At 62.2% G+C, this 26,855-nt stretch carries 25 protein-coding genes; 13 read left to right on the top strand and 12 right to left on the bottom strand.

Annotated elements, in window-relative coordinates; genetic code table 11:
- Window positions 1–2 precede the first annotated feature (2 nt).
- The 8 genes from pheT to EAG14_RS07165 all read right to left on the bottom strand — a co-directional run bounded on the left by pheT (window position 3) and on the right by EAG14_RS07165 (window position 9,426).
- Window positions 3–2,453 (bottom strand): phenylalanine--tRNA ligase subunit beta, encoded by a 2,451-nt coding sequence (gene pheT, locus EAG14_RS07200; RefSeq protein ID WP_121728470.1) that lies wholly within the window; start codon window positions 2,451–2,453, stop codon window positions 3–5.
- 122 nt (window positions 2,454–2,575) lie between these two features.
- Window positions 2,576–3,628, bottom strand: a complete 1,053-nt coding sequence (pheS, locus tag EAG14_RS07195) for a phenylalanine--tRNA ligase subunit alpha (protein WP_099655978.1) — start codon at window positions 3,626–3,628, stop codon at window positions 2,576–2,578.
- A 101-nt stretch (window positions 3,629–3,729) separates the two neighbouring features.
- A complete protein-coding gene (gene rplT, locus EAG14_RS07190; RefSeq protein WP_027475500.1) occupies window positions 3,730–4,089 on the bottom strand; it encodes a 50S ribosomal protein L20 in 360 nt (119 codons plus the stop codon).
- A gap of 26 nt (window positions 4,090–4,115) precedes the next feature.
- Window positions 4,116–4,319, bottom strand: coding sequence for a 50S ribosomal protein L35 (gene rpmI / locus EAG14_RS07185; RefSeq protein ID WP_008904041.1), 204 nt, complete (start codon window positions 4,317–4,319; stop codon window positions 4,116–4,118).
- A gap of 199 nt (window positions 4,320–4,518) precedes the next feature.
- A complete protein-coding gene (gene infC / locus EAG14_RS07180; RefSeq protein WP_099655979.1) occupies window positions 4,519–5,124 on the bottom strand; it encodes a translation initiation factor IF-3 in 606 nt (201 codons plus the stop codon).
- 79 nt (window positions 5,125–5,203) lie between these two features.
- On the bottom strand, window positions 5,204–7,123 hold the full coding sequence (gene thrS / locus EAG14_RS07175) for a threonine--tRNA ligase (RefSeq protein WP_121728469.1): 1,920 nt from the start codon (window positions 7,121–7,123) through the stop codon (window positions 5,204–5,206).
- Window positions 7,124–7,416: 293 nt separating this feature from the next.
- Window positions 7,417–8,748 carry an isocitrate lyase gene (gene aceA / locus EAG14_RS07170; RefSeq protein ID WP_099655981.1) on the bottom strand — a complete coding sequence of 444 codons (1,332 nt, stop codon included), beginning with the start codon at window positions 8,746–8,748 and terminating at the stop codon, window positions 7,417–7,419.
- A gap of 270 nt (window positions 8,749–9,018) precedes the next feature.
- Window positions 9,019–9,426, bottom strand: a complete 408-nt coding sequence (locus tag EAG14_RS07165) for a gamma-glutamylcyclotransferase (protein WP_099741556.1) — start codon at window positions 9,424–9,426, stop codon at window positions 9,019–9,021.
- A 28-nt stretch (window positions 9,427–9,454) separates the two neighbouring features.
- Here EAG14_RS07165 and EAG14_RS07160 point away from each other — a divergent pair, with 28 nt between their 5' ends.
- From EAG14_RS07160 to hemP, 11 genes are all read left to right on the top strand, one after another.
- A complete protein-coding gene (locus tag EAG14_RS07160) occupies window positions 9,455–10,414 on the top strand; it encodes a DMT family transporter (RefSeq protein ID WP_121728468.1) in 960 nt (319 codons plus the stop codon).
- 222 nt (window positions 10,415–10,636) lie between these two features.
- A complete protein-coding gene (locus EAG14_RS07155) occupies window positions 10,637–10,954 on the top strand; it encodes an SWIB/MDM2 domain-containing protein (protein WP_099658705.1) in 318 nt (105 codons plus the stop codon).
- A gap of 367 nt (window positions 10,955–11,321) precedes the next feature.
- Entirely contained in the window at window positions 11,322–13,520 is a 2,199-nt protein-coding gene (locus tag EAG14_RS07150; protein ID WP_121728467.1) for a TonB-dependent siderophore receptor, read from the top strand.
- Between the two features lie 48 nt (window positions 13,521–13,568).
- Window positions 13,569–14,258: a Fe2+-dependent dioxygenase gene (locus EAG14_RS07145; protein ID WP_099655985.1), complete on the top strand. Its 690-nt coding sequence runs from the start codon at window positions 13,569–13,571 to the stop codon at window positions 14,256–14,258.
- Window positions 14,259–14,375: 117 nt separating this feature from the next.
- A complete protein-coding gene (locus tag EAG14_RS07140; RefSeq protein ID WP_121728466.1) occupies window positions 14,376–15,491 on the top strand; it encodes an alpha-hydroxy acid oxidase in 1,116 nt (371 codons plus the stop codon).
- A gap of 160 nt (window positions 15,492–15,651) precedes the next feature.
- Window positions 15,652–15,924: a bacterioferritin-associated ferredoxin gene (locus EAG14_RS07135; protein WP_099655987.1), complete on the top strand. Its 273-nt coding sequence runs from the start codon at window positions 15,652–15,654 to the stop codon at window positions 15,922–15,924.
- Window positions 15,925–16,025: 101 nt separating this feature from the next.
- Window positions 16,026–16,718 (top strand): energy transducer TonB, encoded by a 693-nt coding sequence (locus tag EAG14_RS07130; RefSeq protein WP_099655988.1) that lies wholly within the window; start codon window positions 16,026–16,028, stop codon window positions 16,716–16,718.
- Window positions 16,719–16,733: 15 nt separating this feature from the next.
- Complete coding sequence (locus tag EAG14_RS07125) at window positions 16,734–17,453, top strand: MotA/TolQ/ExbB proton channel family protein (RefSeq protein ID WP_099655989.1); 720 nt, start codon at window positions 16,734–16,736, stop codon at window positions 17,451–17,453.
- A 3-nt stretch (window positions 17,454–17,456) separates the two neighbouring features.
- The gene (locus tag EAG14_RS07120) at window positions 17,457–17,867 is read left to right on the top strand and encodes a biopolymer transporter ExbD (protein WP_099655990.1); all 411 of its coding nucleotides are present in this window, start codon (window positions 17,457–17,459) and stop codon (window positions 17,865–17,867) included.
- Window positions 17,868–18,089: 222 nt separating this feature from the next.
- Complete coding sequence (locus EAG14_RS07115) at window positions 18,090–18,254, top strand: hypothetical protein (protein ID WP_162995931.1); 165 nt, start codon at window positions 18,090–18,092, stop codon at window positions 18,252–18,254.
- 194 nt (window positions 18,255–18,448) lie between these two features.
- Window positions 18,449–18,661 (top strand): hemin uptake protein HemP, encoded by a 213-nt coding sequence (hemP, locus tag EAG14_RS07110; protein WP_099655992.1) that lies wholly within the window; start codon window positions 18,449–18,451, stop codon window positions 18,659–18,661.
- Between the two features lie 529 nt (window positions 18,662–19,190).
- On the opposite strand, the gene EAG14_RS07105 is transcribed toward hemP, so the two are convergent.
- Window positions 19,191–19,598, bottom strand: coding sequence for a heme-binding protein (locus EAG14_RS07105; protein WP_121728464.1), 408 nt, complete (start codon window positions 19,596–19,598; stop codon window positions 19,191–19,193).
- A gap of 262 nt (window positions 19,599–19,860) precedes the next feature.
- Here EAG14_RS07105 and EAG14_RS07100 point away from each other — a divergent pair, with 262 nt between their 5' ends.
- Entirely contained in the window at window positions 19,861–20,235 is a 375-nt protein-coding gene (locus EAG14_RS07100; protein WP_121728463.1) for a hypothetical protein, read from the top strand.
- A gap of 157 nt (window positions 20,236–20,392) precedes the next feature.
- On the opposite strand, the gene rlmD is transcribed toward EAG14_RS07100, so the two are convergent.
- From rlmD to EAG14_RS07085, 3 genes are all read right to left on the bottom strand, one after another.
- Window positions 20,393–21,865, bottom strand: coding sequence for a 23S rRNA (uracil(1939)-C(5))-methyltransferase RlmD (rlmD, locus tag EAG14_RS07095; RefSeq protein ID WP_121728462.1), 1,473 nt, complete (start codon window positions 21,863–21,865; stop codon window positions 20,393–20,395).
- 82 nt (window positions 21,866–21,947) lie between these two features.
- Window positions 21,948–22,253, bottom strand: coding sequence for a hypothetical protein (locus tag EAG14_RS07090; protein ID WP_099655996.1), 306 nt, complete (start codon window positions 22,251–22,253; stop codon window positions 21,948–21,950).
- 150 nt (window positions 22,254–22,403) lie between these two features.
- Entirely contained in the window at window positions 22,404–22,880 is a 477-nt protein-coding gene (locus EAG14_RS07085; protein ID WP_099655997.1) for an Lrp/AsnC ligand binding domain-containing protein, read from the bottom strand.
- Window positions 22,881–23,019: 139 nt separating this feature from the next.
- On the opposite strand from EAG14_RS07085, the gene putA reads away from it, so the two are divergent.
- A complete protein-coding gene (gene putA, locus EAG14_RS07080; RefSeq protein WP_121730351.1) occupies window positions 23,020–26,766 on the top strand; it encodes a trifunctional transcriptional regulator/proline dehydrogenase/L-glutamate gamma-semialdehyde dehydrogenase in 3,747 nt (1,248 codons plus the stop codon).
- Window positions 26,767–26,855: the final 89 nt, after the last annotated feature.

The raw sequence follows: 26,855 nt of genomic DNA, 5'->3' as shown, positions 1-26,855 counted from the left end.
TATCAAACGCGCAGGCGGCCGCCCGTGCGCGCCACCAGTTGGGCCATGACGGCCTGCACCGCCGCCTCAATCTCGGCTTCAGTGAGCGAAGCCTCGCCACTGCCCAAGGTCAAGCGCACCGCCAAGCTCTTTTCACCTGCCGCCACGCCTGCAGTGGTTGATGGCTCTTCGCCGGGCTTCACCGCCTTGGGGCGGTACACGTCAAACAACACGGCAGAACGCAGCAAGGTGCCAGGCACGGCAGACTCGACCGCCGCCATGACTTCGCTGTGCGTCACACGCTCTGCCACAACGATGGCCAGATCACGCTCCACGGCCTGGTGTTTGGCCACGGCGGTGAAACGGGGCACCGTGCGCAGCAGCACGGCGTCCAGCTCCAGCTCGAACATCACGGGCGCCTGGGGCAACTCCCAAGACTGGCGCCATTGCGGATGCAACTCGCCCACAAAGCCCACGGCACGGCCTTGCACCAGCACGCGGGCGCAACGGCCGGGGTGCATGGCAGGGTGCGTTGCGGGCTCAAAGGTGGCACGCAGCGGCGCCAACAAGGCCTCGACATCGCCCTTGACGTCGAAGAAATCAATACCTTGCTCTTTGCGGCCCCACTGAAGGATGTCGCTGGCACCATAGGCCACGCCAGCTACCCACATGGGCTGGTGAAAGCCCTCGACCGTGGTGTCGGTGTTGGCCACAGAAGCATCGCGCAAAAACACGCGACCCAGTTCAAACACGCGCACCCGCTCGGCCTTGCGGTCCAGATTGAACTTGAGCACTTGCAGCAACGAGCCCAGCAAGGTGGAGCGCATCACGCTCATCTGGCTGGCAATCGGATTCAGGAGCTTGATAGGGTTGGCATTGGCTGCCAACTGCAGCTCCCAGCGCTCTTCCACAAAGCTGAAATTGATGGTCTCCTGGTACCCCAATCCCGCCAGCACACGGCGCACAGCGAACGGGCTGCGTTGGGCCTCGGCACGCAGCTTGGGGGTGATAGGCGCCAAGGGCGGTGTGGTGGGCAGGTTGTTGTAACCCACCATGCGGGCCACTTCCTCGATCAGGTCTTCCTCGATGGCAATGTCAAAGCGGTAGCTGGGCGGGGTTACCGTCACCACACCGTCAGATTCAGACACCGGCAGCCCCAGGCGCTGGAGCGCGTCCACGCACTGAGCCTGGGTCAGCGGCATACCAATGACCTTGGCCGCACGTGCCACGCGCAATGCGACAGGCTGTGCCGTGGGCAGATTGACCGTGTGGTCATCGATGGGGCCGCAAGCCGTATCGGCAGTACCGCAGATATCGAGAACGAGCTGCGTGATGCGCTCGATGTGCTCGACGGTCAGGCTAGGGTCGACACCCCGCTCAAAGCGATGGCCTGCGTCGGTCGAGAAGTTGAAACGGCGCGAACGCCCCGCCACAGCCTTGGGCCACCAGAAGGCGGCTTCGATGTAGATGTGGCGCGTGTCGTCAGACACCGCCGTGGCATCGCCACCCATGATGCCAGCCAGCGATTCGACCTGGCTGTCATCGGCGATCACACCCACCTTGTCATCGACGGTGATCGTGTTGCCATTGAGCAGCTTGAGCTGCTCACCGGCCTTGCCCCAGCGGACTTGCAGGCCACCGTGGATTTTGTCGAGGTCAAAAATATGCGAGGGGCGGCCCAGCTCAAACATCACGTAGTTCGAGATGTCCACCAGTGGCGACACACCACGCTGACCGCAGCGGGCCAAGCGGTCCAGCATCCACTGGGGAGTCGCAGCGCGCGTGTTCACGTTGCGCACGATGCGCCCCGAGAAACGGCCGCACAGATCGGGCGCGCTCACCTTCACGGGCAGCTTGTCTGCCAGCTGGGCTGGCACGGCCGGGAACGACGGTTGCTGCAATGGCGCACCGGTCAATGCAGACACTTCGCGGGCAATGCCGTAGACGCTCAGGCAATGCGCAAGGTTAGGCGTGAGCTTGAGGGTAAAGAGCGTGTCATCCAGATTCAAATGCGCGCGGATGTCCTGACCCACAGGGGCCGATGCGTCCAGCTCCAGCAAGCCGCCGTGGTCTTCCGACAGCTTGAGCTCACGGGCCGAGCACAGCATGCCCTGGCTTTCCACTCCACGCAGCTTGCCAACCTTGATCAGGAAAGGTTTGCCATCGTCGCCCGGGGGCAACTCAGCGCCCACCAAGGCACAAGGCACCTTGATGCCCACACGGGCATTGGGCGCACCGCAGACGATGTTGAGCAAGGCGCCCTGCCCCACATCGACCTGGCACACGCGCAGGCGGTCGGCATCAGGGTGCTGCACAGCCTCCTTGATCTCGCCGACCACGATCTTGGTGAAGGGCGGAGCGACGGGGCGCAGTTCCTCAACCTCCAGCCCCGCCATGGTCAGGGTGTCGGCCAGTTCTTGGGTGGTCAGCGGTGGATTGCAGAATTCGCGCAACCAGGACTCGGGAAATTGCATAGTGAGATTCTTTGGCGTTTGCTCTTAAAAAAGGAGCTGCTGGCGCTTTTCAATCAAGGGCTTCAGAACGAAATGACGTTGAAACCCAATAAATACGTACGCAGCCAGCTCACTTTTTTGCGTTATTGGAACTGCGACAGGAAACGGATGTCACCGTCGAAGAACAGGCGCAGGTCGTTGACGCCATAGCGCAGCATGGTCAGGCGGTCAGGCCCCATGCCGAAGGCGAAGCCGATGTACTTCTCAGGATCGAGCCCCATGTTGCGCACCACGTTGGGGTGCACCTGGCCCGAACCCGCCACTTCCAGCCAACGGCCGGCCAAGGGGCCCGTCTGGAACTGGATATCGATCTCGGCGCTCGGCTCGGTGAAGGGGAAAAAGCTGGGGCGAAAGCGCAGCACCAAGTCATCGCTTTCGAAGAAGGTGCGGCAAAAGTCCGTGAAGATGACCTTCAAATCCTTGAAGCTCACGTTCTCGCCAATCCACAGGCCTTCGCACTGGTGGAACATGGGCGAGTGCGTGGCATCGCTGTCCACACGGTAGGTGCGGCCGGGGGCGATGACACGGATTTCAGGCATGGACTGGCCTGCATCCAGTGCAGCGCGGTGCTTTTTCACATGCTGCACGGCATGGCGAATCTGCATCGGGCTGGTGTGCGTGCGCAGCAGGTTGGGGGCGGTGGCAGTGCCGCCCTCCACGTAGAAGGTGTCGTGCATGGAACGCGCGGGATGGTCTTCCGGCGTGTTCAGTGCGGTGAAATTGAACCAGTCGGTCTCGATCTCGGGGCCTTCGGCCACATCAAAACCCATGGAGCCAAAAATGCCCTCAATGCGCTCCAGCGTGAGCGACACAGGGTGCAGGCCGCCTTGGCCGCGCTGACGCCCTGGCAGACTCACATCCAAGGCCTCAGCCTTGAGTTGGGCTTGCAGTTCCGCATCCGCCAGAGCCTGCCGGCGCGCAGTCAGCGCAGCCTCAATCGCTTGCTTGGTCAGGTTGATGGCGGCGCCACGGGACTTCTTCTCTTCGACGGACAGCTGCGCCATCCCCTTCATGAGCTCCGTCACACGGCCTGATTTGCCCAGAAACTGCGCCTTGGCGTTTTCCAGTTCGGCAGGGGTAGCGCTCTGCGCAAACAGCTGCGTTGCGCTTTCGACCAGAGAATCCAACTCGTTCATATCGACTCTTGAAAATAAACAAGGGCTAGTGCCTTTTCAAGCTCTAGCCCTTGCTGTTATTGCGCAAGAAGCTATCAAAATGATAGCCCCTTATCGTGATCTCAAGCAGCCAGCTTGGCCTTGACTTGGTTCACGATGCTGCCGAAAGCAGCCTTGTCGTGCACGGCGAGGTCGGCCAGCATCTTGCGGTCGATCTCGATGGATGCCTTCTTCAGGCCGTTGGCGAACTGGCTGTAAGTCAGGCCCAGTTCACGGGCAGCGGCGTTGATACGGGCGATCCACAACTGGCGGAACACGCGCTTCTTGGTGCGGCGGTCACGGTAGGCATATTGCCCAGCCTTCATTACCGCCTGTTTGGCGATACGGAAGACGTTACCGCGGCGACCACGGAAACCCTTAGCAAGGGCGAGAACTTTCTTGTGACGGGCACGGGCCGTTACACCACGTTTGACGCGAGGCATGTATGTACTCCTTGTTCGTCAGTAAATTAAACGCCCATGCCGGGCAGCATCTGTGAAATCGAGCCCATATTGGTCTCGTGCACAGCAACCGCACCACGCAGATGGCGCTTGTTCTTGGTGGTCTTCTTGGTCAAGATGTGACGCTTGAAGGCTTGACCGCGCTTGACGGTGCCACCTGGACGAACGCGGAAACGTTTTTTCGCGCTGCTCTTGGTTTTCATTTTGGGCATTTGAATGCTCCTTTTAGTTGTGCTCGTGAGGCGTTTGCAAACCGATCTGCAAACTTGTTGGCCCCGAGCCACTTCTACCCTGAAGGTCACCCCTCAGGGTTTGGCGGTGCAAGCACCGCCTTTGCCAGGCGCCCCATCCTTTGACAGATGGCACACCCACAAACCTATCGAATCCGAATCACACCAGGACGGTCCCTGCTCAAGCAGGAGTACCGCCAGCGGCATTCTCCGCCGCAGGCTTTGCTGCAGCAGGCTTTTTCTTACCAGGGGCAATCATCATGATCATCTGGCGGCCTTCCAGCTTGGGAAACTGCTCGACGAGGATGGAGTCTGCCAACTCATCACGGATACGGTTGAGCAGAGCCAAACCGAGTTCCTGGTGGGTGATTTCGCGTCCGCGAAAACGCAAGGTGATCTTGCACTTGTCACCATCCGCCAAAAAGCGGCGAATGTTGCGCATCTTGATGTTGTAGTCGCCATCATCCGTACCAGGACGGAACTTGACTTCCTTGATCTCGATGACCGTCTGCTTGGCCTTGGCTTCGGCAGCGCGTTTTTGTTCCTGGTACTTGAACTTACCGTAGTCCATCAGGCGGCACACTGGGGGATTGGCTGTAGCAGCAATCTCCACCAGATCCACATCCAGCTCGCCCGCCATGCGCAAGGCTTCCATCAAACTCACCACGCCCAAAGGCTCGTTCTCAGGCCCAGAGAGACGAACTTCTGGGGCCATGATTTCACGGTTCAGGCGGTGTTTGCGCTCTTCACGGTGGCGACGATCACGAAATTCAGTAGCGATGGCTATCTTCCTTGAATCAAAATGCTACGAAAATTGTAGCTACACCCGCGCAACTGGCGTGCCCCAGAGCTAGATTCATTCAAAATCAGGCTTTGTCAGCAATGTCTTTGGCGATGAGTTCGATGAACGCATCCACAGACATTACACCGAGGTCACGATTGCCTCGGGCGCGCACTGCGACGGCTCCTGCCGCCTTTTCCTTGTCACCCGCGACGAGGATGTATGGCAGCTTCTGCAACGAATGCTCACGTATTTTATACGTAATCTTCTCGTTGCGCAGGTCCACGGCCACCCTAAGGCCTTGATTGGGCAGCGCTTTTTGCAGTTTTGCTGCAATTTCACGACAGTAATCGGCTTGCGAGTCGGTGATATTGAGCACCGAAACCTGCACTGGCGCGAGCCAAGTGGGCAGCGCACCAGAGTGCTGCTCGATCAAGATACCAATAAAGCGCTCCAGACTGCCCACGATGGCGCGGTGCAGCATGATGGGCCGGTGGCGTGCGCCGTCCTCACCTACAAACTCCGCATCCAGGCGCTCTGGCAGGTTGGGGTCCACCTGGATCGTGCCGCATTGCCACGGGCGACCCAACGCATCTTTCAGCGTGTATTCGATTTTGGGACCGTAGAACGCGCCTTCGCCCGGCAGGTATTCAAAATCGCAACCTGACGCGCGCAAGCCATCGGCCAGCGCCTGCTCGGCACGATCCCAGCTTTCTTCGGAGCCAATGCGCTTTTCTGGGCGGGTAGACAGCTTGTAAATGATGTCCGAAAAGCCAAAGTCCTTGTAGACCTTTTGCAGCAACCGAGTGAACGCCACCACTTCAGACTGGATTTGGTCCTCGGCACAGAAAATGTGGCCATCGTCTTGCGTGAAAGCGCGCACGCGCATGATGCCGTGCAACCCACCCGTGGGTTCGTTGCGGTGGCATTGGCCAAACTCACCAAACCGCAGCGGCAAGTCGCGGTAGCTCTTGATGCCCTGCTTGAAAATGATGATGTGTCCAGGGCAGTTCATCGGCTTGAGCGCGTAATCGCGCTTTTCCGACTCGGTCACGAACATGTTTTCGCGGTACTTGTCCCAGTGCCCTGTTTTCTCCCACAGGCTCTGGTCCAGGATCTGAGGCGCCTTGACTTCTTGGTAGCCGTTGTCACGGTACACGCGGCGCATGTACTGCTCCACTTCTTGCCACACCGTCCAGCCCTTGGGGTGCCAAAACACCGTACCGGGCGAGTGCTCGTCGATGTGGAACAGATCCAGCTCACGCCCCAGTTTGCGGTGATCGCGCTTTTCAGCCTCTTCCAGCATCGTGAGGTACTGCTGCAAATCGTCCTTGGACGCCCAGGCGGTGCCATACACGCGCTGCAGCATCTCGTTGCGATGATCGCCGCGCCAATAGGCGCCCGCCACCTTCATGAGCTTGAAGAACTTCAGTTTGCCGGTGCTGGGCACGTGAGGGCCACGGCACAGGTCTTCAAAGTCACCTTCGCGGTACAGGCTCACATCTTCATTGCTAGGGATGCTGGCAATGATCTCTGCCTTGTAGTGCTCGCCCAGGCCCTTGAAATAAGCCACAGCCTCGTCGCGCGGCAGCACCCGACGCACCACCGGCTCGTCTTTGGCGACCAATTCGGCCATGCGTTTTTCGATCGCCACCAAGTCCTCAGGCGTGAAGGGGCGCTTGTAAGCAAAGTCGTAATAAAAGCCGTTTTCGATCACCGGACCAATGGTCACCTGCGCATCAGGAAACAACTGCTTGACCGCATAAGCCAGCAAGTGAGCGGTCGAGTGGCGAATGACCTCCAGGCCATCGGCATCCTTGGCGGTCACGATGGACAAGGGGCTGTCTGCCGTGATCTGGTAGCTGGTGTCCACTACCTTCTCGCCAATCTTGCCCGCCAGTGCCGCTTTGGCCAAGCCAGTGCCGATCGATGCAGCGACTTCAGCCACCGTGACCGGGCCAGGAAATTCGCGCTGCGAGCCATCAGGGAGCGTAATGTGAATCATGGGGATGTCCGTAAAGATAAGAGGCAGCGGGCAGCAAAGGCCCACGAAAAATTCAAAACAAAAAAGCGCGGAACCGGCCGCGCTTTTTGGAAGGGAGAGTGCATCTCGTACAGGCGCGAACGGCCAGCCACTAGTGGCCGGTAAGGATCTCCGTCGTAGTTCGCGGTGTCATAACCAGGATGCCTTTCTCGCTCTTGTGAATCAATCTTGCTGATATTTTAACCATCCCTTGCCAGCAGCCAGAAAAAAGCCCGGGCATGCCCGGGCTCAGATAGCGCGAGCAGCCGCGCAGATCAGTGGAACTGCTCTTCTTCGGTCGAACCCGACAGGGCCTTCACGGAGGACGAGCCGCCCTGGATCACCGTGGTCACGTCGTCGAAGTAGCCTGCGCCCACTTCTTGCTGGTGCGAAACGAAGGTGTAGCCCTTTTCGCGCGCGGCAAATTCAGGCTCTTGCACCATTTCCGTGTAGTGCTTCATACCTTCGCCGTTGGCGTATGCATGGGCGAACTGGAAAGTGTTGTACCAGTTGATGTGGATGCCAGCCAACGTGATGAACTGGTACTTGTAACCCAGAGCCGACAGGTCTTCCTGGAAGGAAGCGATCTGCTTGTCGTTGAGGTTCTTCTTCCAGTTGAACGAAGGCGAGCAGTTGTACGACAGCAGCTTGCCGGGGCAGGCAGCGTGCACAGCTTGCGCAAATTCGCGGGCGAAGCCGATGTCTGGCACGCCGGTTTCGCACCACACCAGGTCGGCGTAGGGGGCGTAGGCGACGCCACGGCTGATGGCTTGTTCCAGGCCGTTCTTGACGCGGTAGAAGCCTTCTTGCGTGCGCTCGCCGGTCAGGAAGGGCTTGTCGTTGGCGTCGTGGTCGGACGTAATCAGGTTGGCGGCTTCGGCATCGGTGCGGGCCAGCACGATGGTGGACACGCCCATCACATCAGCGGCAAAACGTGCTGCAATCAGCTTCTCGCAGGCTTCTTGGGTGGGCACCAGCACCTTGCCGCCCATGTGGCCACACTTCTTCACCGCAGCCAGTTGGTCTTCAAAGTGCACGCCAGCAGCGCCCGACTGGATCATGTTCTTCATCAACTCGAATGCGTTCAGAACACCGCCGAAACCGGCTTCAGCGTCCGCCACGATGGGCAGGAAGTAGTCGATGAATTCCTTGTCGCCGGGGTTGATGCCACGGCCCCACTGGATTTCATCAGCGCGCTTGAAGGTGTTGTTGATGCGGCGAACCATGGTGGGCACCGAGTCGTAGGCGTACAGCGACTGGTCGGGGTACATGGTCTCAGACGTGTTGCCGTCAGCGGCCACTTGCCAGCCCGACAGGTACACGGCTTCAAGGCCTGCCTTGGCTTGCTGCATGGCCTGGCCGGCGGAGATGGCGCCGAACGCGTTCACATAGCCCTTCTTGGCGCCGCCGTTGATCTTGTCCCACAGTTTTTCAGCACCACGCTTGGCCAGGGTGTGCTCGATGGGCAGCGAGCCGCGCAGACGCACCACGTCGGCTGCGGAGTAGCCGCGCTTCACACCCTTCCAGCGGGGGTTCTGGGCCCAGTCTTTTTCCAGGGCGGCAATTTGCTGTTCGCGGCTCAGTTGTTCGTTGAGGGATTGAGGCATGTGGACACTCCTGAGGTTGGTTGAAAACACCGGGCGGCTTCGCTGCTGCCCATGGAGATAACTCTAAGTCTTCTATAAGAGTTGAGCAAGCTCTTATGTCTTATAGAAGATATAAATTTTCTTGTTTTAAAACAATTACTTAGAGTACAAATATCTCAATGCGAGAGTTGTTTTCTCATATTGAGAAAATTTGCGGCGTCGCACCAAACTCTTTATTTCGCATTGCAAAAACACATTTCCGCAATACAAAATATCGACCACCCACAAGAGTCAGGCCTTCATCCAATCCCCATGCACGATGCATGCCGCATTGGCAACATAGCGAGGGTTGATTTCATACACAAGACAGCGCACCACCGCCCCATTGCAGGGCACGGCTACCTCGCGCTTCACATATTCATCTGTCGCGCACGGTCCCAACAAGCCTTCGATCGCATCCAGCACGGGCTCCAGTGCCGGATCCATCTGATACACCTCGCCCACCACGGGCGGGCCGCCCGCGCGCAGCAGCAGCCCCGGGTAGGCACCAAGGTGGTACAGGTCGCCAGACACATGGGCTGCGCCCACCCATTGCGGTGCAGGGTGCAGCCGCCGGATGTCATTGGCCCCACCCGCGCGCAAAGTGCCATAGACAAAAACACAGCGCGCCTGCCGTGGCGGCAATGGCTCATCGGGCATGATGCGGGCTCCTTGATTTGGTGAACCGATGAGTCTAGTGCCCCACCCCAACCGCACCGTTTCCTACTTTTGCCTGGCACTCAGCATGGCCCTGGTGGGCAGCTACGTGGCACTGTCCAAGCCTCTGGCGGCCGCCATTCCCGTGTTTTTGCTGGCTTGGTTGCGCTTTGGCATCGGCGGGCTGGCCATGCTGAGCTGGTTGCGCAAACCGGTGCAAGAGCCCCCGCTGAGCCCCCAAACCAAAAGACTGCTCTTTCTGGAGTCATTGCTGGGCAACTTCCTGTTCACCCTGTGCATGCTGTTTGGCGTCAGCCTGACGAATGCACTCTCCGCTGGGGTGACCATGGCGGCCATTCCTGCAGCAGTGGCCGTGATGAGCTGGGCCTTTCTGCGCGAACGCATTGCCCCCCGCACCTGGGCCGCCGTGGCACTGGCTGTGCTGGGCATCGCCCTGCTTTCGCTATCAAAAACAGAGCATTCAGCGCAAATTGCCATTGCCCTAGAAGGCGAAAACTCATCCGACCTGGTCTGGCTGGGCCAGTTGCTGCTGATTGGAGCAGTGCTGTGCGAGGCGGCTTACTCGGTCATTGGCAAAAAACTCACCGGCAGCCTGGGGCCCAAGCGCATCACCTCCCTCATCAACCTGTGGGGCTTTGTGCTGGCCACTCCGCTGGGCCTGTACACCGCCTGGAGCTTCAATTTTGCACAAGTCAGCACGGGCAACTGGGTGCTGCTGGTGTTTTATGCGCTGGCCGCCAGCATGTGGACGGTGTGGCTTTGGATGACCGGGCTCAAATCGGTGCCTGCAGCGCAAGGCGGCATCTTCACCGTCATGCTGCCGGTCAGCGCGGCGCTGGTAGGTGTGCTGGTGCTGGGCGAACAACTGACGGGCATCCAGATGCTGGCGCTGGGTATTGCGCTGGCCAGCGTGCTGCTGGCCACTGTTCCATCGCGCGCAGCAGCCCGGGTGGGACGTGGGCCGCAATGACACCCTGACAGCTGGCGCAGTCGCTCAAAAACAGCGCTTTGTCAAAAATTTGTCAAGCACAGGCACCCCCATCGGTGACACCGGGTAGCCCTTGCTACAAATCGAGGCAAAAAAAGCCTTTTCTCCCTTGGAAACCCGTTTTTTTCAAAGTAGCATCGGGCGGCCAGTGGGAACGCAGCTTTTCTCTGGTGAAGATTGATGTCCAAAAAGGAAAAACCCAACATGGCAACTGCAAAAAAAGCCCCGGCAAAGACAGCCGCCGCCGACAAGGCTGCAGCACCGGCAAAAAAGCGCACCCCTAACGCGGCCTTCATGAAGGCCCTCACCCCCAGCCCAGCTCTGGCTGCGGTGGTCGGTGCCGCACCGCTGCCACGCACGGAGATCATCAGCAAGCTGTGGGTCTACATCAAGGCCAACAACCTGCAAGACGCCACCAACAAGCGCAACATCAACGCTGATGCCAAGCTCAAGGAACTGTTTGGCAAGCCCCAGGTTTCCATGTTTGAACTGGCTGGCCTGATTGGCAAGCACGTCAGCTGATCGGGCTCCCGATCGGTTATGCAAAAAGCCGGCTTTGCCGGCTTTTTGCTTTTGGGGCGCACAAACCCCTTCCTGGCGAACCCAGGAACCCGTTCCAAGACCTGTGTAAAGCTGTTGTTTGCAAACATCAATACAAATGAGAATGACCCTCATTTGATAGAATGTGTGACAGCCGACAATGCACAGCCATGTACAACACAGCGTAGCGCTGTGGTTCTAGCCACTGCCTCTGGTCTGCTTTGGTACGCCCACCGTTCGCTCTCCGTGCAACTGCCGTTGCAGCGCTTCGGGCCTGGGTCACACCACCCGCACCACACCATCCACGGAGGCCATCTTGGCAACAACAAGCGCACCGCGCGGCAGCAGCATGCTGCAATCCACACCATCCATCGCCCCCCAGTCCGACAAAGCCCTGCTGCCTCTGGGCGCCATGATGCTGGCCGCCTCCATGGGCAGCTGGGCACAATCCAGCGCCACCCCTGAGGTTGCCTTGCCCACCGTGACGGTGAAAGAGCAAGCCGCCCCCCAAGGCAAGGACACCCTGCTGCTCAAGCAAACCACCGTAGGCAAGGGCAAGCAAGACATCAAGGACATCCCCCAGTCCGTCACGGTGTTCACCGAAAAGCTGATGAACGACCGCAACCAGGACGACTTCCGCGAAGTGCTGCGCACCACGGCGGGCGTAACCTTCCTGGCGGGCGAAACGGGCGAGGAAGACGTGCGTCTGCGCGGCTTCTCGCTGGGCCAGGCCGGTGACATCTACAACGATGGCATGAAAGACGCCCCCCTGCTGGAGCGCGACACATTCAACAACGACCGCATTGAAGTGCTCAAGGGTTCGGCCTCCATGCTGTTTGGCAAGGGCTCGACCGGCGGCGTGGTCAACCAGGTGAGCAAGGCCCCCTTGCTGATCAACCAGCACGAAGCCTCGTACACCTACGGCACGGGCAACACCCACCGCGCCACAGGCGACTTCAACTTCATCACCGGCGAAAACGCGGCCTTCCGCCTGAACGCCATGGTGCAGGAATCCGACAACTTCGGCGCCAAGCAAGACAAGCGCGGTATTGCGCCCACCTTTGCCTGGGGCATTGGCACGCGCGACGAATTCTCGATCGGCGCCTACTACCTGACCACCGAAGGCCGCCCGATCTACAACCACCCCTGGCGCCTGTCGGCCGACGGCAAGATCAACACTACCTTGCCTGCCCGCAACTTCTACGGGCTGCAAAGCGACTACAACAACACCGAGTCGAAGTACGTCACGCTGGGGCACATCCACCGTTTTAACGACGGCGGCGAGCTGAACACCCGCCTGCGCTGGGGCAACTACAAGCGCGACATGCTGGCCAGCACCATTGGCTTCCAGAACAGCGCCATCACCCTCGGGCAGATCAACGACAGCACGGTGCTGACCCGTGGCTCCAAGGGCCGCATTGGCGAAAGCGATGTGCTGCAAGCGCAAAGCGACTACAGCAACACCTTCAACTGGGGTGGCAAGAAGCACGCCGTGCTGGCTGGCGTCGACTACTACGACGACGATGCCAAGCGCAACCAGAACTACGCCAACACCACGGCCCGCCCCACCACCATCGTGGGCGCACCGGACAACGGCGCTGCCGTGGTCGATGGCCGCACGCCCGTGCAGTGGAACACCTTCAAGTCGCGCAACCTGGGCCTGTACGCACAAGACACCATGTCGTTGACCGACACGCTGAAGCTGGTGGGCGGCCTGCGCTATGACGACTTCAAGAACTCCTACCGCAATGCGGCAGGCTCCGTGACCAACGAAGTCTCCGACAGCCTGGTCAGCCCCCGTGTCGGCCTGATCTTCCAGCCCAACGAACTGTCTTCGTACTACGTGTCGTACGGCACTTCGTACAACACCTCGGGCGACACGTACCAGTACGGCATCAACCTGAGCAGCGCCACCAACCGCACGGCTGCCACGCCGCCCGAGAAGAGCCGCAACATCGAAATCGGCAGCAAGTTCGAGCTGTTTGAACGCCGTGCCCTGCTGGGTGTGGCCATGTTCTACAGCGAGAAATACAACGAGCGCAACACCGACCCTGACACCGCCGCTGCGCAAGAGCTGCTGTCGGGCAAGCGCCACGCCACGGGTATGGAGTTCAACCTGGCTGGCCGCATCTCGCCCCAGTGGGAAGTGTTCTGGAACCACACCTGGATTCCTGAAGCCAAGATCGACCGCAGCAATGTGGCCCTGGCCGCCAACGGTGGTGGTGCGCAGGTGCAAGGCGACCGCCCTGGCCTCACCCCCAAGCACAGCGGCAGCGTGTGGAGCACCTACGCCATCACCTCCAAGATCCGTGCAGGTGCTGGCGTGACCTACCGTGGCAAGCAAAACCCCGAAGGCTCGCGTGCGGTGTACGCCAGCGGCTTCGGCGTGATCGATGCCATGGTCGAGTACGCTATCGACGACAAGACCTCCGTCAAACTCAACGTGAACAACCTGTTTGACAAGGTCTATGCCGACTCGCTGTACCGCGGCTTCTACGTCCCTGGCGCCGCCCGCTCGGTCCAGCTCACCCTGAAGACCCGCTTCTGATCCGCAGCCCAACCCGCTGCCTGTAAAGCCTGTAACCGCCTGCACACCATGTTCCTGCACATCCAGAACGTTCTGACCCCAGAGGAAATCGCCTTTTTCAGGCAATCGCTCGGCGCAGACGCCCCCTGGGTGGACGGGGCACGCAGTGCGGGTGGGCAGGCCTTGCACCAGAAGAACAACCTGCAGCTGTCGCAAGCCAGCGAGCTGTCTGCCCAGCTGCAGGCCAAAGTCAAGGCGGCCGTGCACCGCAGTGCCCTGTTTTTTTCAGCGGCCCTGCCACGGCGCATCTTCAACCCGCTGTTCAACAACTACGGCGACGGCGCCAACTACTACGGCAACCATGTGGACAGCGCCGTCATGCACTCCAAGGCCGATGGCTGCTGGGTGCGCAGCGATCTGTCTTGCACCCTGTTTTTGACCGCGCCCGAAGACTACGACGGTGGCGAGCTGGTCATTGCCCAGGCCCTGGGCGAAAAGCGCATCAAACTGCCCGCAGGCGACCTGATTCTTTACCCCAGCAGCACCGTGCACCAGGTCTCGCCCGTCACACGCGGGCACCGCATCTGCAGCTTCTTCTGGGTGGAGAGCATGGTGCGTGGGCTGGAGCAACGCCAGTTGCTGTTTGACATGGACATGGCCTTGCTCAAACTGCGCCAAAGTGTGGGCGAGACCGACCCCGCAGTGATTGCGCTGTCGGGCACGTACCACAACCTGCTGCGCATGTGGGCCGATGTGTAAGAGCCTGCGCAAAGGCCCTGGCAGCATCACCCGATGCCTGCCAATCGTTTCAAATCACTCTCTTTTTAATAGCACCTCGCGCTTACCCGACAAGCGCCAGGTGCTTTTTTCATTGCAATGACCCATTCCCCCGCACTGCAAAAGGTTCCACCCAACGTGGTGTCCCTGGCCGACCACGAACAGCACGCCCGTCAGCACGTGGACGACAACGCCTGGGCCTACTTCAGTGGCGGCGCGGCCGATGAGATCACCCTGCGCGCCAACCGCAGCGCGTGGGACGCCCTGACCCTGTGGCCGCGCGTGCTGCGCCCCCTGGCGGGCGGGCACACCCGCGTCAGCCTGCTGGGCCGCACGCTGGCGCACCCCATCTTGCTGGCGCCCATTGCGTTCCAGCGCATGGCCCACCCTGACGGCGAACTGGCCACCGCCTACGCCGCCGCCGCGCTGGGCGCGGGACTGGTGCTCAGCACCCAGGCCAGCCTGCCGCTGGAGCCCATCGCGCAGGCGGTGCTCAGCGACCCAGGGCGTGGGCCGCTGTGGTTTCAGCTGTATCTACAGCACGACCGGGGCTTTACCCAGGCCCTGGTGCAACGCGCCGAAGCCGCAGGCTACGAGGCCCTGGTGCTGACCGTGGACGCCCCCACCAGCGGCATCCGCGACCGGGAGCGCCGCGCCCACTTCCACCTGCCGCCCGGCATCGGCCCGGTGAACCTGGCCGGCCTGCAGCCCCCGCCCACCCTGGCCCTGCAGCCCGGGCAAAGCGCACTGTTCGATGGCCTGCTGCACCAAGCCCCCACCTGGGACGACATCGCCTGGCTCAAATCCATCACCCGCCTGCCCGTGCTGCTCAAAGGCGTGCTGCACCCGGCCGACGCTGTCCAGGCGATGGCGGTGGGGGCCGACGGGATCATCGTCTCCAACCACGGTGGCCGCACGCTCGATACCGCCCCGCCCACCGCCCTGGCCCTGCACCGCATTGCGCAGGCCGTGGCGGGCGCAGTGCCCGTGCTGGTGGATGGCGGTATACGCCGGGGCACCGATGTGCTCAAAGCCATGGCGCTGGGTGCCAGCGCGGTGCTGGTAGGCAGGCCCGCCGTGCACGGGCTGGCCCATGCTGGTGCAGCGGGGGTCGCCCACGTGCTGCGCTTGCTGCGCGATGAGCTGGAGGTGGCCATGGCTCTCACAGGCTGCAAAACCCTGGCAGACGCACCGGCAGCCCTGTCGGCAGACTGATGGGCAGACTGCTGGGCCGCCATTGAACAGGCGCAAGTCCCTGTTGCAAAGCGGCTTGCGCACTGTCAACCCCACGGGCGCAAGGGAATGCATTGCAAATGCGATGGATTCGTATTTATAATTCAGTCATTACCAACAGCCAGCTACTCTGCTTGCCGCCATGATCGTCTGCGTATGCCGCCGAGTTTCGGACCGAGAAATTGCCCGCCACGCCCGGGCAGGTCTGAGCTTTGACGAAATCCAGTTCGAGCTGGGCGTTGCCACCCAATGCGGCCGCTGCGAAAGCTGCGCCCGCGACGTGGTGGCGCAATGCAGTGCAACCCATCCGATTGCTGCGGTGCACAATGAATCTGTGCCGCAGACGATCCAGCTTGCCAGCTCCATCACGGAAAGCAAGGCATGGACCTCCTCTCTACACTCGCAGGCAGCCTGATCCTGGTGGCGGGCTCCGCCTGGTGGATCTTTCGCAAATAAAATCAAAGGTCATTTAGGCCTCTAGCGCTTATTCTGTAAGCGCTAGCAGCTATCATTTTTATGTCGCAGCCTGATCGTTTTGCCCCTGCCGGGGGCTTGAGTCGCAACACCGTCATCGTCAGCAGCGTCGTGCTCTTTCACGTGGCTGCCATCTGGGCCCTGCAGTCGGGCTTGGTGCGCAAGGCGGCAGAGATCATTGTTCCTGCCGAACTGCTCAGCGAGTTCATCAACCCGCCAGCCCCCAAGGTGGCGCCGCCACCGCCCAAGCCCGCGCCAACACCGCCTGCCCCCAAGACAGCGCCCAAAGTGCAAGCCCCCAAGCCAGCGCCCATGCCGCTGGCCATCAACGACCCCACTCCGGCGCCCAATGCGCCCACCGGGGCCACCACGCCGCAGCCCCCCGCGCCCCCCATCACCGAGCCCGTGGCCGCCGCGCCTGCAGCGCCACCCGCGCCCCCGGCCCCGCCCAAGATCGAGCTGCCCTCCAGCGATGCGGCTTACCTCAACAACCCCAAGCCCAGCTACCCCGCCATCAGCAAGCGCATGGGTGAGCAAGGCAAGGTGGTGCTGCGCGTGCTGATCGGCACCGACGGCACGCCGCAGAAGGTGGAAGTCAACAAGTCCAGCGGCTACGAACGCCTGGACCGCCAGGCCCAGGAAGCCGTGATGCGCTGGCGCTTTGTGCCCGGCAAACGCAACGGTGTTCCCGAAACCATGTGGAACCTGGTCCCCGTCAATTTTGTTCTCGAATAATCATCAGGAGTTTTCATGGAATCGCAATTCGGTATCGCCAATGTCTGGATTCAAGGCGACTTTGTTACCCGTGCCGTGGCCATTCTGCTGCTGGGCATGTCCCTGGCCTCGTGGATCGTCATCCTGATCAAGGCCATCGACATCATCAAGTTCAAGAAGCACGCCCGCGCTGCGCAAGACTTCTGGCACAGCGAAGACTTTGCCGCTGGCATGAGCAAGCTGGGCGCCGACCCCACCAACCCCTTCCGCCACCTGGCACTGGAAGGCCGCGAAGCCACCGCCCACCACCGCAACACCAAGGCGCACCTGCACGATGCGCTGGACGTGAGCGACTGGGTGACGCGCTGCCTGCGCAACTGCATTGACGAATTCACCGCCCGCCTGCAATCGGGCCTGGCCATCCTGGCCTCGGTGGGCTCCACGGCTCCGTTCATCGGCCTGTTCGGCACGGTGTGGGGCATCTACCACGCCCTGTTGGCCATCGGCACCTCGGGCCAGTCCACCATCGACAAGGTGGCCGGCCCCATCGGTGAAGCGCTGATCATGACCGCCCTGGGCCTGGCCGTGGCCATCCCTGCGGTGCTGGGCTACAACGCCCTAGTGCGCGGCAACAAGTCCATCCTGGGCGGCCTCAACAGCTTTGCCCATGATCTGCACGCCTACTTCGTGACCGGTGCCCGCGTGAACGCGGGTGGCGAACAGGGCAAGGTGCTGCCCATGAAGAAAGGCGGCTAAGCCATGTCGTTTGGAACCCAGGACAGCTCCGATGAGGTGATGAACGAGATCAACATGACGCCCCTGGTGGACGTGATGCTGGTGCTGCTCATCATCTTCATCATCACCGTGCCGGTGATGAAACACTCGGTCAATGTCGACCTGCCACGGGCCACCAACCAGCCCGAGGACGTGAAGCCCGAGACCGTGCGCCTGAGCGTATCGTCCGAAGGCAAGTACTACTGGAACGAGTCGGAAGTGACGGAGGAAGAACTCTTCCCCCGCCTGCAAACCGAAGCCGCCAAGGAACCGCAGCCCGACCTGCACATCCGCGGCGACAAGGCCGTGCGCTACGAAAAGGTGGCCACCGCCATGGCAGCCGCCCAACGTGCTGGCGTGCGCAAGATCGGGTTTGTGACAGACCCGCAGCAGTAACCCAGCAGGCGCTGTGGACCGCTCCACACCCCCAGGCTCCGCAAGGAGCCCCTCTCAAAGCCCCGGGCCCTGTGCACGGGGCTTTTTGCGTTGGGAGGCCTATGGCCGCAGGTGCAGCCTTGGTCCAGGGCACGGCATACCCCGCCGCCAGAATACGCACACACCCGATGTCGCAGTCTTGCCACCATGGGCGGGCCAGGCACCAACCTTCAGGAGACGCTGATGAAACTCCACCCCGCCATCCACATGGTCTGCGCTGCCATCTGCCTGGGCCTGCTGTTCGCCGGGCAAGGCAGGCTGGCAGGCGTTCTGTATGTGGTGTTTTTAGCGATCGAGATTTTTGTCTCCGCCGTCACTGGCAAGCAGGGGAACGATACCGAAAAGTGACAGGTGCGGGAGGCCACGATGTACAGCCGCCCTTGTGGCGCCCCGCCCGCCCCGTAATGCGCCCCGCCTTGCGGGGTGTTGTCACACCTGGGCACACAAATCCCCGAAATATTTTCAGAAATCGCTTGCCAAGTAATTGCGAATCGTTATCATTAGCACATCGATCAGCATCACACCGCTTCAGGAACACAGACATGCAAGCCACATTGACCACCGCCTCGTTCTTGCGTTCTTCCATGGCCTCGGCCAACGCCGCTGCCGTGCCATCGGCCGCCTCGGAAGGCCCGGTGCTGGCAGTGGACAGCAGCACCTTGCTGCAGGGTCAAAAGGCCGTGGCCATCAGCCACAACGGCTCGTTGTACCGCCTGCAAGCCACCAAACTGGGCAAGCTGATCCTGACCAAATGAGTTTCATCGTGGGGCGACTCCCGGGCTCAACAGCAGTCCGCAAGGGTCGTTTTTGCCAGCCAACGGTTTATCCCGCGTAGCCAGGCTTTTTTTCTCCACGGTATGGTTTCCCCCATCAAAAAAACCGGTCGCTGACCGGTTTTTTTTGTGCCCGCCTGATTGGGGGCGGGCGATGCGCCCCAGCGGGGTGCTAGGGATGTCCTGCATCACCCTCGCGAGTCGGTGGTAGTGCGGATCGGGAGAGGCCGCAAGGCGTCTTTTAGCAGCCAATAGCCCGGCTATTGGCAAGAAAAGCAACGCAGCGGACTGCCCGAGGCCGCGCTATCACCGACCGCAGGGAGTGATGAAGGTCATCCCTAGGGATCCTCTGCACAAATCACCGCGCCGTGTGCATCTGCGGCCTCGGGCGGTCTGCCGCGTTGCAAATGCTCGCAATAGCTACAGCTATTGCTGCGCTTTGCGCCTTGCAGCCCATCCCGATCCGCAGTCCACACTTGCCGCTCGATTCATGCAGAGGATCCCTAGGCCATCACAAGCCCAGGGCGGCAATCCCAGCACGGGCAATCTGTGCGTCTTCCGTCGACTTCACGCCGCTCACGCCCACGGCGCCCAGGCATTGGCCGTCTTTCATGATCGGCACGCCGCCTTCGAGCATGCCTTCCAGCGTGGGAGCGCTCAGGAACGAGGTGCGGCCACCGTTGATGACGTCCTCATAGCCCTTGCTTTCACGGCGGCCCAGTGCGGCCGTACGGGCCTTGGCGGGGGCAATGTGTGAGGACACAGCGGCAGCACCGTCCAGGCGCTGCAGCCACAGCAGGTGGCCGCCATCGTCCACGATGGCAATGGTCACAGCCCACTGGTTCTTCAGCGCTTCGGCTTCTGCGGCAGCGGCAATGCGCTTGATGTCTGCCAGTTCGAGTTCAAATTTGGTTTTCATGGAATGTCCTTTGAGGCGGGCCACGGGATCAATCCGCTGCCATCGCTCCCGGAGCATAGCGCCCATGACAGCGTTGGCGATGGTACGCTGGGGTGAAAGACTTCATCCCTGCAGTGAGGGAATCCCGTGAATCCTTCACGCACTTCACGCAGCGCACATGCGAAATCGCGGCACTCCGCAGCCTGTGCGCTCGATAACTATGTTGACTGCGGCGCAGGGTACTCTCAAGGTTTGGGCTTGGCGTGCCGATAATTAACACAAGATGTTTTCATACCTCCGCGTCCACCGTTCGCGTTTGCTTGTTGCCGCCACGGCGGTGTTGCTGCTGGCTGGCTGCGAGATTCCAGGCATCTGGCCCGACCCGCGCATTGCCCAGCGCGAGGAGGAATCCAAAGCCATTGGCGGCGCCTGCCGCCATGCCTTGCGCGGGCTGGAAGACTGCTACACCCTGAACCCCAAGGCGTCCAAGGCCTCGGTGTTTGCAGGGTGGAAGGAGATGGACGCCTACATGCGCGAGAACAAGCTCGAAGGCAGCCCGTCGGTCATAGAAAAGACCGATAAACCGGAGAAGAAGGCAGCCGCCTCCGCGTCTGTGTCTGCATCTGCCGACAGCAAAAGCGCCAGTGCCAAGCACTGAAGGCGCGGCTGGTGCGGACCAGCACCGTATTTAAAGCCCCAAACCGATACAGCCTTTAAAAGGCGCCCCCAAACCAGCAGTTGGGCATGTGGCTTGGTGGTTGACAGCAGGACCAGGGCGTCGAAAGCGCTGGCCCTGCCCCGTCAGGTTCGCTGCATCAGGCCCGCTCAAACACCGCCATGCTCTCGACATGCGCGGTGTGCGGGAACATGTTGACCATGCCCGCAGCCACGCAGCGGTAGCCTGCCAGGTGCACCAGCAAACCGGCATCACGCGCCAGGGTGGCGGGGTTGCAGCTCACGTACACGATGCGTTTGGGCGGGCTCCAGTGCTCCGCGCCCTCGGGCAAGGGCGGCGCATCTTCAGCACCTTGGCGGGCCTGCTCGATGTCTGCCAGGGCCTTGGCCAGCGCAAAGGCGCCTTCGCGTGGGGGGTCCACCAGCCATTTGTCGGCCACTCCATCGGCGATCAGCATGGCGGGCGTCATTTCAAACAGGTTACGCGCTACGAAATCAGTAGTTGCTAGCGCTTGCCCTTCTTGCCTTAGAGCCTGATTTGACTGGTAGTTCTCGCGCGAACGGGCCACCAGCGCCTCACTGCCTTCAATGCCCAGCACCTCACGCCCCTGGGTGGCCAGCGGCAGCGTGAAGTTGCCCAGGCCACAGAACCAGTCAATCACCCGCTCGTGCTTTTGCACATCCAGCAGCCGCAGGGCACGCGACACCAGCACGCGGTTGATGTGCGGATTCACCTGCGTGAAGTCGGTGGGCTTGAACGGCATGGTGATGCCGAAGTCAGGCAGCGCGTACGACAGCGGCTCACTGTCCTCATCCAGCAGCTTGACGGTGTCAGGCCCCTTGGCTTGCAGCCACCACTGCACCTGGTGCTGGGCCGCAAAGGCGCGCAGGCGGGCGATGTCGTCGGCAGACAAAGGCTCCAGGTGGCGCAGCACCAGGGCCGTGACATGGTCACCGCAGGCCAGCTCAATCTGCGGGCAGGTGTCCCGCGCATCCATGTCGGCAATCAGGCCGCGCAGGGGCATGAGCATGGCGCTGACATGGGGCGGCAGCACGGGGCAGACTTCCATGTCGGCCACGTAGCGGCTCTTGCGCTCGTGAAAGCCCACCAGCACCGTGCCCTTTTTGATGACATGGCGCACGGCCAGGCGGGCACGGTAGCGGTAGCCCCAGGCCGGGCCCTCGATGGGGCGCAGGATGGTTTCGGCCTTCACCTTGCCCAGGTGCCAGAGGTTGTCCTCCAGTGCCCGCTGCTTGACGGCCACCTGGGCGCGCGTGTCCAGGTGCTGCATCTTGCAGCCGCCGCAGGAGCCGCCGTGCAGACCAAAATGCGGGCAGCCTGGGCGCACGCGCTGCGAGGACTCGCGGTGGATGTCCGTCAGGCTGGCCTGTTCCCAGTTGTTCTTTTTGCGATGGGTGTTGGCGCTGACCCACTCGAACGGCAGGGCGCCATCAATGAAGACGACCTTGCCATCGGGCTTGCGGGCAACACCCTGGGCGTCCAGGTCCATGGACTGCACCGCAAGCCAGCCCTCGGGAAGATCCGGAAGGTCTGGCAGGTCTGCGGTGTCTTGAATTTCTTGTGAGGAGAGTGGTTCTGTCTGTTCGCTCATCCCCCGATTGTCTCAGGCTCGGGACCCCTGGGCCGCCCGATGGGTGGCCAGCCGGGTTTTGAGGGCTGGCCTGAGGGGAGATTTAGCCCCGGTCAGCGCGCCGTGCGCGGGGGGCTGCGCTGGCGGCCGAAGGCTTGGTGCGGCTGGGCAGCTTGTTGATGACGACTTCGCAACCTTGTGTGTCCAGGGTGAACACCATCTTGCCGCCCGGCGCCACCGAGGAAAGCGTTTGGTGCAGCGGGAAGGACAGGTCCACCGGGGCTTCGTACGAGCGGTAGATCAGCTCGGAATCTGCGGCATAGATGTAATAGCAGGCGGCCGATGCAGCGGGGCTGAACAACGTGGCGGCCAATGCTGCGGCAGCGGCTGCGTAAGGCAATGCGGGCATCTTCTTCTCCTCGGTATAGACTGAAATTGGTTGCATTATGCGGCGCCACCCCCTCGCAGCCCAAGCGCAAACGTTGCATCCGCAGCCACTGCCAGCCGCTCGAAACAGTTGGATACAGCTGCTTGGCACACCTCAGGCCGTCACCCGCCGTCAAATGTGCAGGTGCAAATGGTTGGTGTGCTTGACCTCTTCCATCACCGCATAGGTCCGCGTCTCGCGCACGCCCGGTAGCTGCCACAGCACATTGCCCGCAAACACGCGGTAGGCATTCATGTCGGCGGATCGCGTCTTGAGCAGGTAGTCGAACCCGCCCGCCACCATGTGGCACTCCATGATCTCGGGGTGCACCTGTACGGCGGCCTTGAACTGGTCGAACACATTGGGCGTGGTGCGGTCCAGCAGCACCTCCACAAACACCAGCATGCCCGCGCCCAGCTTCAGGGGGTTCAGGCGCGCCTCGTAGCCCAGGATGAAGCCATCGCGCGTGAGGCGCTGCACCCGCGCCAGCACGGCGGTGGGCGACAGGGCCACCGCCTCGGCCAGCTTGAGGTTGGCAATGCGGCCGTCTTCCTGCAGGATTGACAGTATCTTGCGGTCAATCCGGTCCAGATCGGGTTCGGTTTGCATGTCGATTAGAGTTTTATTCGGCTTCAATGCCAATTTTCGACCATTTATTCACCACCAACCCAAGGATCATCGCCAATAACGCGCCCAACCAACACTTTCCCCCGTGTTGGGCCCTGCCAACCCCCTGAAAGACACCGCCATGACGCAGCCCTCCGCCCCGTTTGCAGACTTCGCGCCCCGCACGCCGCTGTCCAACCCGCTGCGCGCAGCCATCACCGCCGCCACCCGCCGCCCCGAGCCCGAAGCCCTGGCCCCGCTGCTGGCCCAGGCCCGCCTGCCTGCCGATCAAGCAGCGTCGGCCGAGCAACTGGCGCTGCGCATTGCCAAGGCGCTGCGCGAACGCAAGGCCAGCGCCGGACGTGCGGGCATCGTGCAGGGGCTGCTGCAGGAGTTTTCGCTGTCGTCGCAAGAAGGCGTAGCGCTGATGTGCCTGGCCGAGGCCCTGCTGCGCATCCCCGACAAGGCCACGCGGGATGCGCTCATCCGCGACAAGATCAGCCACGGCCAGTGGGATGCCCACCTGGGCAAGAGCCCCTCGCTCTTCGTCAACGCCGCCACCTGGGGCCTGCTCATCACCGGCAAGCTGATGGCCACGCACAGCGAAGGCAGCCTGGGCAACTCGCTCAGCCGCCTGATCGGCAAGGGCGGCGAGCCGCTGATCCGCAAGGGCGTGGACATGGCCATGCGCATGATGGGCGAGCAATTTGTGACCGGCGAGACCATTGATGAGGCCCTGCGCAACGCCCGCACGATGGAAGCCGAGGGCTTTCGCTATTCGTACGACATGCTGGGTGAGGCCGCGCTGACCAGCGAAGACGCCAAGCACTACTACGCCTCATATGAGCAAGCCATCCATGCCATTGGCAAGGCCTCTGCCGGGCGCGGCATCTATGAAGGGCCGGGCATCTCCATCAAGCTCTCGGCCCTGCACCCGCGCTACAGCCGCGCCCAGTTTGGCCGCGTCATGGACGAGCTGTACCCGCTGGTGTTGCGCCTCACGGCCCTGGCCAAGCAGTACGACATTGGCCTGAACATCGACGCCGAAGAAACCGACCGCCTGGAGCTGTCGCTGGACCTGCTGGAGCGCCTGTGCCACGAGCCCACCCTGGCGGGCTGGAACGGCATTGGCTTTGTCATCCAGGCCTACCAAAAGCGCTGCCCGTTCGTCATCGACTATGTGGTTCAACTCGCCCGCAGCACCCAGCGCCGGCTGATGGTGCGCCTGGTCAAAGGCGCGTACTGGGACAGCGAAATCAAGCGTGCCCAGGTCGATGGCCTGGAGGACTACCCCGTCTACACCCGCAAGGTGCACACCGACATCTCGTACATCGCCTGCGCCAAGAAGCTGCTGGCCGCGCCCGAGGCCGTGTACCCCCAGTTCGCCACGCACAACGCCGAGACGGTGGCCACCATCTACCAACTGGCAGGCAGCAACTACTACGCAGGGCAATACGAATTCCAGTGCCTGCACGGCATGGGCGAGCCGCTGTACGAGCAGGTGGTGGGCGCGATCAGTGCGGGCAAGCTCGGCCGCCCCTGCCGCATCTATGCCCCCGTGGGCACGCACGAAACGCTGCTGGCCTATTTGGTGCGCCGCCTGCTGGAGAACGGCGCCAACACCTCGTTTGTGAACCGCATTGCCGACGAAACGATTGCGCTGGATGAATTGGTCAAGAGTCCCGTGCAAGTGGTGGACCAGCAAGCTGCGGCAGAAGGCACTGCGGGCCTGCCCCACCCCCGCATTGCCACGCCCCAGGGCCTGTATGGCGCGCACCGCACCAACTCCCGCGGGCTGGATCTGTCGAACGAAAACACGCTGACCGAACTGGCCGCCGCCCTGCAAGCCACGGCGGCCCATGCCTGGACCGCCGCCCCCTTGCTGGGCACCGATGCCCCTGCAGGCCCCAACCAGCCCGTGCGCAATCCTGCTGACCACAGCGATGTGGTGGGCCAGGTGCAAGAAGCCACCACCGCCGACGTAGACCAGGCCCTGGCGCACGCCCAGGCCGCCGCAGCCCCTTGGGCCGCCACGCCGCCCGCCGAGCGCGCTGCCGCCCTGCTGCGCACCGCCGACTTGCTGGAGGAGCGCATCCAGCCCCTCATGGGCCTGCTGATGCGCGAAGCAGGCAAGAGCGCCAGCAACGCCATCGCCGAGGTGCGCGAGGCCGTGGACTTCCTGCGCTACTACGCGGCCCAGGTGCAAAGCACCTTCGACAACGCCACCCACATCCCGCTCGGCCCCGTGGCCTGCATCAGCCCCTGGAACTTCCCGCTCGCCATCTTCATGGGCCAGGTGGCGGCAGCGCTGGCCGCAGGCAATCCCGTGCTGGCCAAGCCCGCCGAACAAACCCCGCTGATCGCCGCCGAGGCAGTGCGCCTGCTGTGGCAGGCCGGTGTGCCCCGTGCCGCCGTGCAACTGCTGCCCGGCCAGGGCGAGACCGTGGGCGCGCGTTTGATTGGCGATGCCCGCGTGATGGGCGTGATGTTCACCGGCTCCACCGAGGTGGCGCGCATCCTGCAACGCACCGTGGCAGGTCGCCTGGACGCCGCAGGCCGCCCCATCCCGCTGATTGCCGAAACCGGGGGGCAGAACGCGATGATCGTGGACTCATCCGCATTGGTCGAGCAGGTGGTTGGCGACGCGGTGTCGTCCGCCTTTGACAGCGCAGGCCAGCGCTGCTCCGCCCTGCGCGTGTTGTGCGTGCAAGAAGAAGCCGCCGACCGCGTGGTCGAGATGCTGCAAGGCGCCATGGGCGAGCTGCGCGTGGGCAACCCCGGCGCGCTGCGCGTGGATGTGGGCCCGGTGATCGATGCCGAAGCGCAGGCAGGCATCGCCCAGCACATCGAAAAATTCAAGGCCCAAGGCCATCGGGTGTTCCAGCACACCAGCCATCTGGTGGCGACCAGCGCACCAGGCACCTTCGTGCCCCCAACACTCATCGAACTGAACCACATCGGCGAGCTGCAACGCGAAGTCTTCGGCCCCGTGCTGCACCTGGTGCGCTACGCGCGCGACGACCTGGATCGCCTGCTCGACCAGATCAACGCCACCGGCTACGGCCTGACGCAAGGTGTGCATACCCGCATCGACGAAACCATTGCCCGCGTGGTGAACCGGGCCCATGCTGGCAACGTGTACGTCAACCGCAACATGGTGGGCGCCGTGGTGGGCGTGCAGCCCTTTGGCGGCGAAGGCCTGTCGGGCACGGGGCCCAAGGCAGGTGGGCCGCTGTACCTGCTGCGCCTGCTATCGCAGCGCCCGGCCGATGCGCTGGCACGCACCTTTGCCGAAGCTGATCGCTTCAGCCCACCCGACACAGAGCGACGCGAGCGCCAACTGGCGCCCCTGGCCGCCTTGCAGCAATGGGCGCACCACCAGGGCAACCTGGCCCTGACGGGCCACTGCCAGCGTTTTGCGCAAGAGACCCAAAGCGGCACCGCCCGCACCCTGCCCGGCCCCACGGGCGAGCGCAATGTCTACACCCTGGCGCCCCGTGCCCGCGTGCTGTGCCTGGCACCCAGCGCTGACGACCTACTGGTACAGACGGCCGCCGTGCTCGCCAGCGGCGGCACCGCCCTATGGCCCAACGCGCAGGCTAGCCTGCATGCCAAACTGCCCACACAGGTGCAGGCCCAGGTCATGCTGCAAGACAACGCGCTCAGCAGCGCCGCCGTAGCGCTGGACGCCGTGCTGCACCACGGCGAAGCCTCGGCCTTGCAGGCCGTGTGCACCGCCCTTGCACAGCGCCCCGGCCCCATCGTGGGCGTGACAGCACTGCAACCCGGCACGGCAGACATTCCGCTGGAACGCCTGCTCATCGAACGGGCACTGAGCGTGAACACGGCCGCCGCCGGGGGCAATGCAAGCCTGATGACGATCGGCTGAGGGTTCTGCACAGGGCCACCGCCCTGCAACTAAAAATTTGAATCAAATCAGCCGCTAGCGCTTGCAGATAAAGCGCTAGAAGCTATTAA

Source organism: Acidovorax sp. 1608163, assembly GCF_003669015.1.
GTDB lineage: Bacteria > Pseudomonadota > Gammaproteobacteria > Burkholderiales > Burkholderiaceae_C > Acidovorax.
This window is presented reverse-complemented; position numbering and strand designations above follow the sequence as displayed.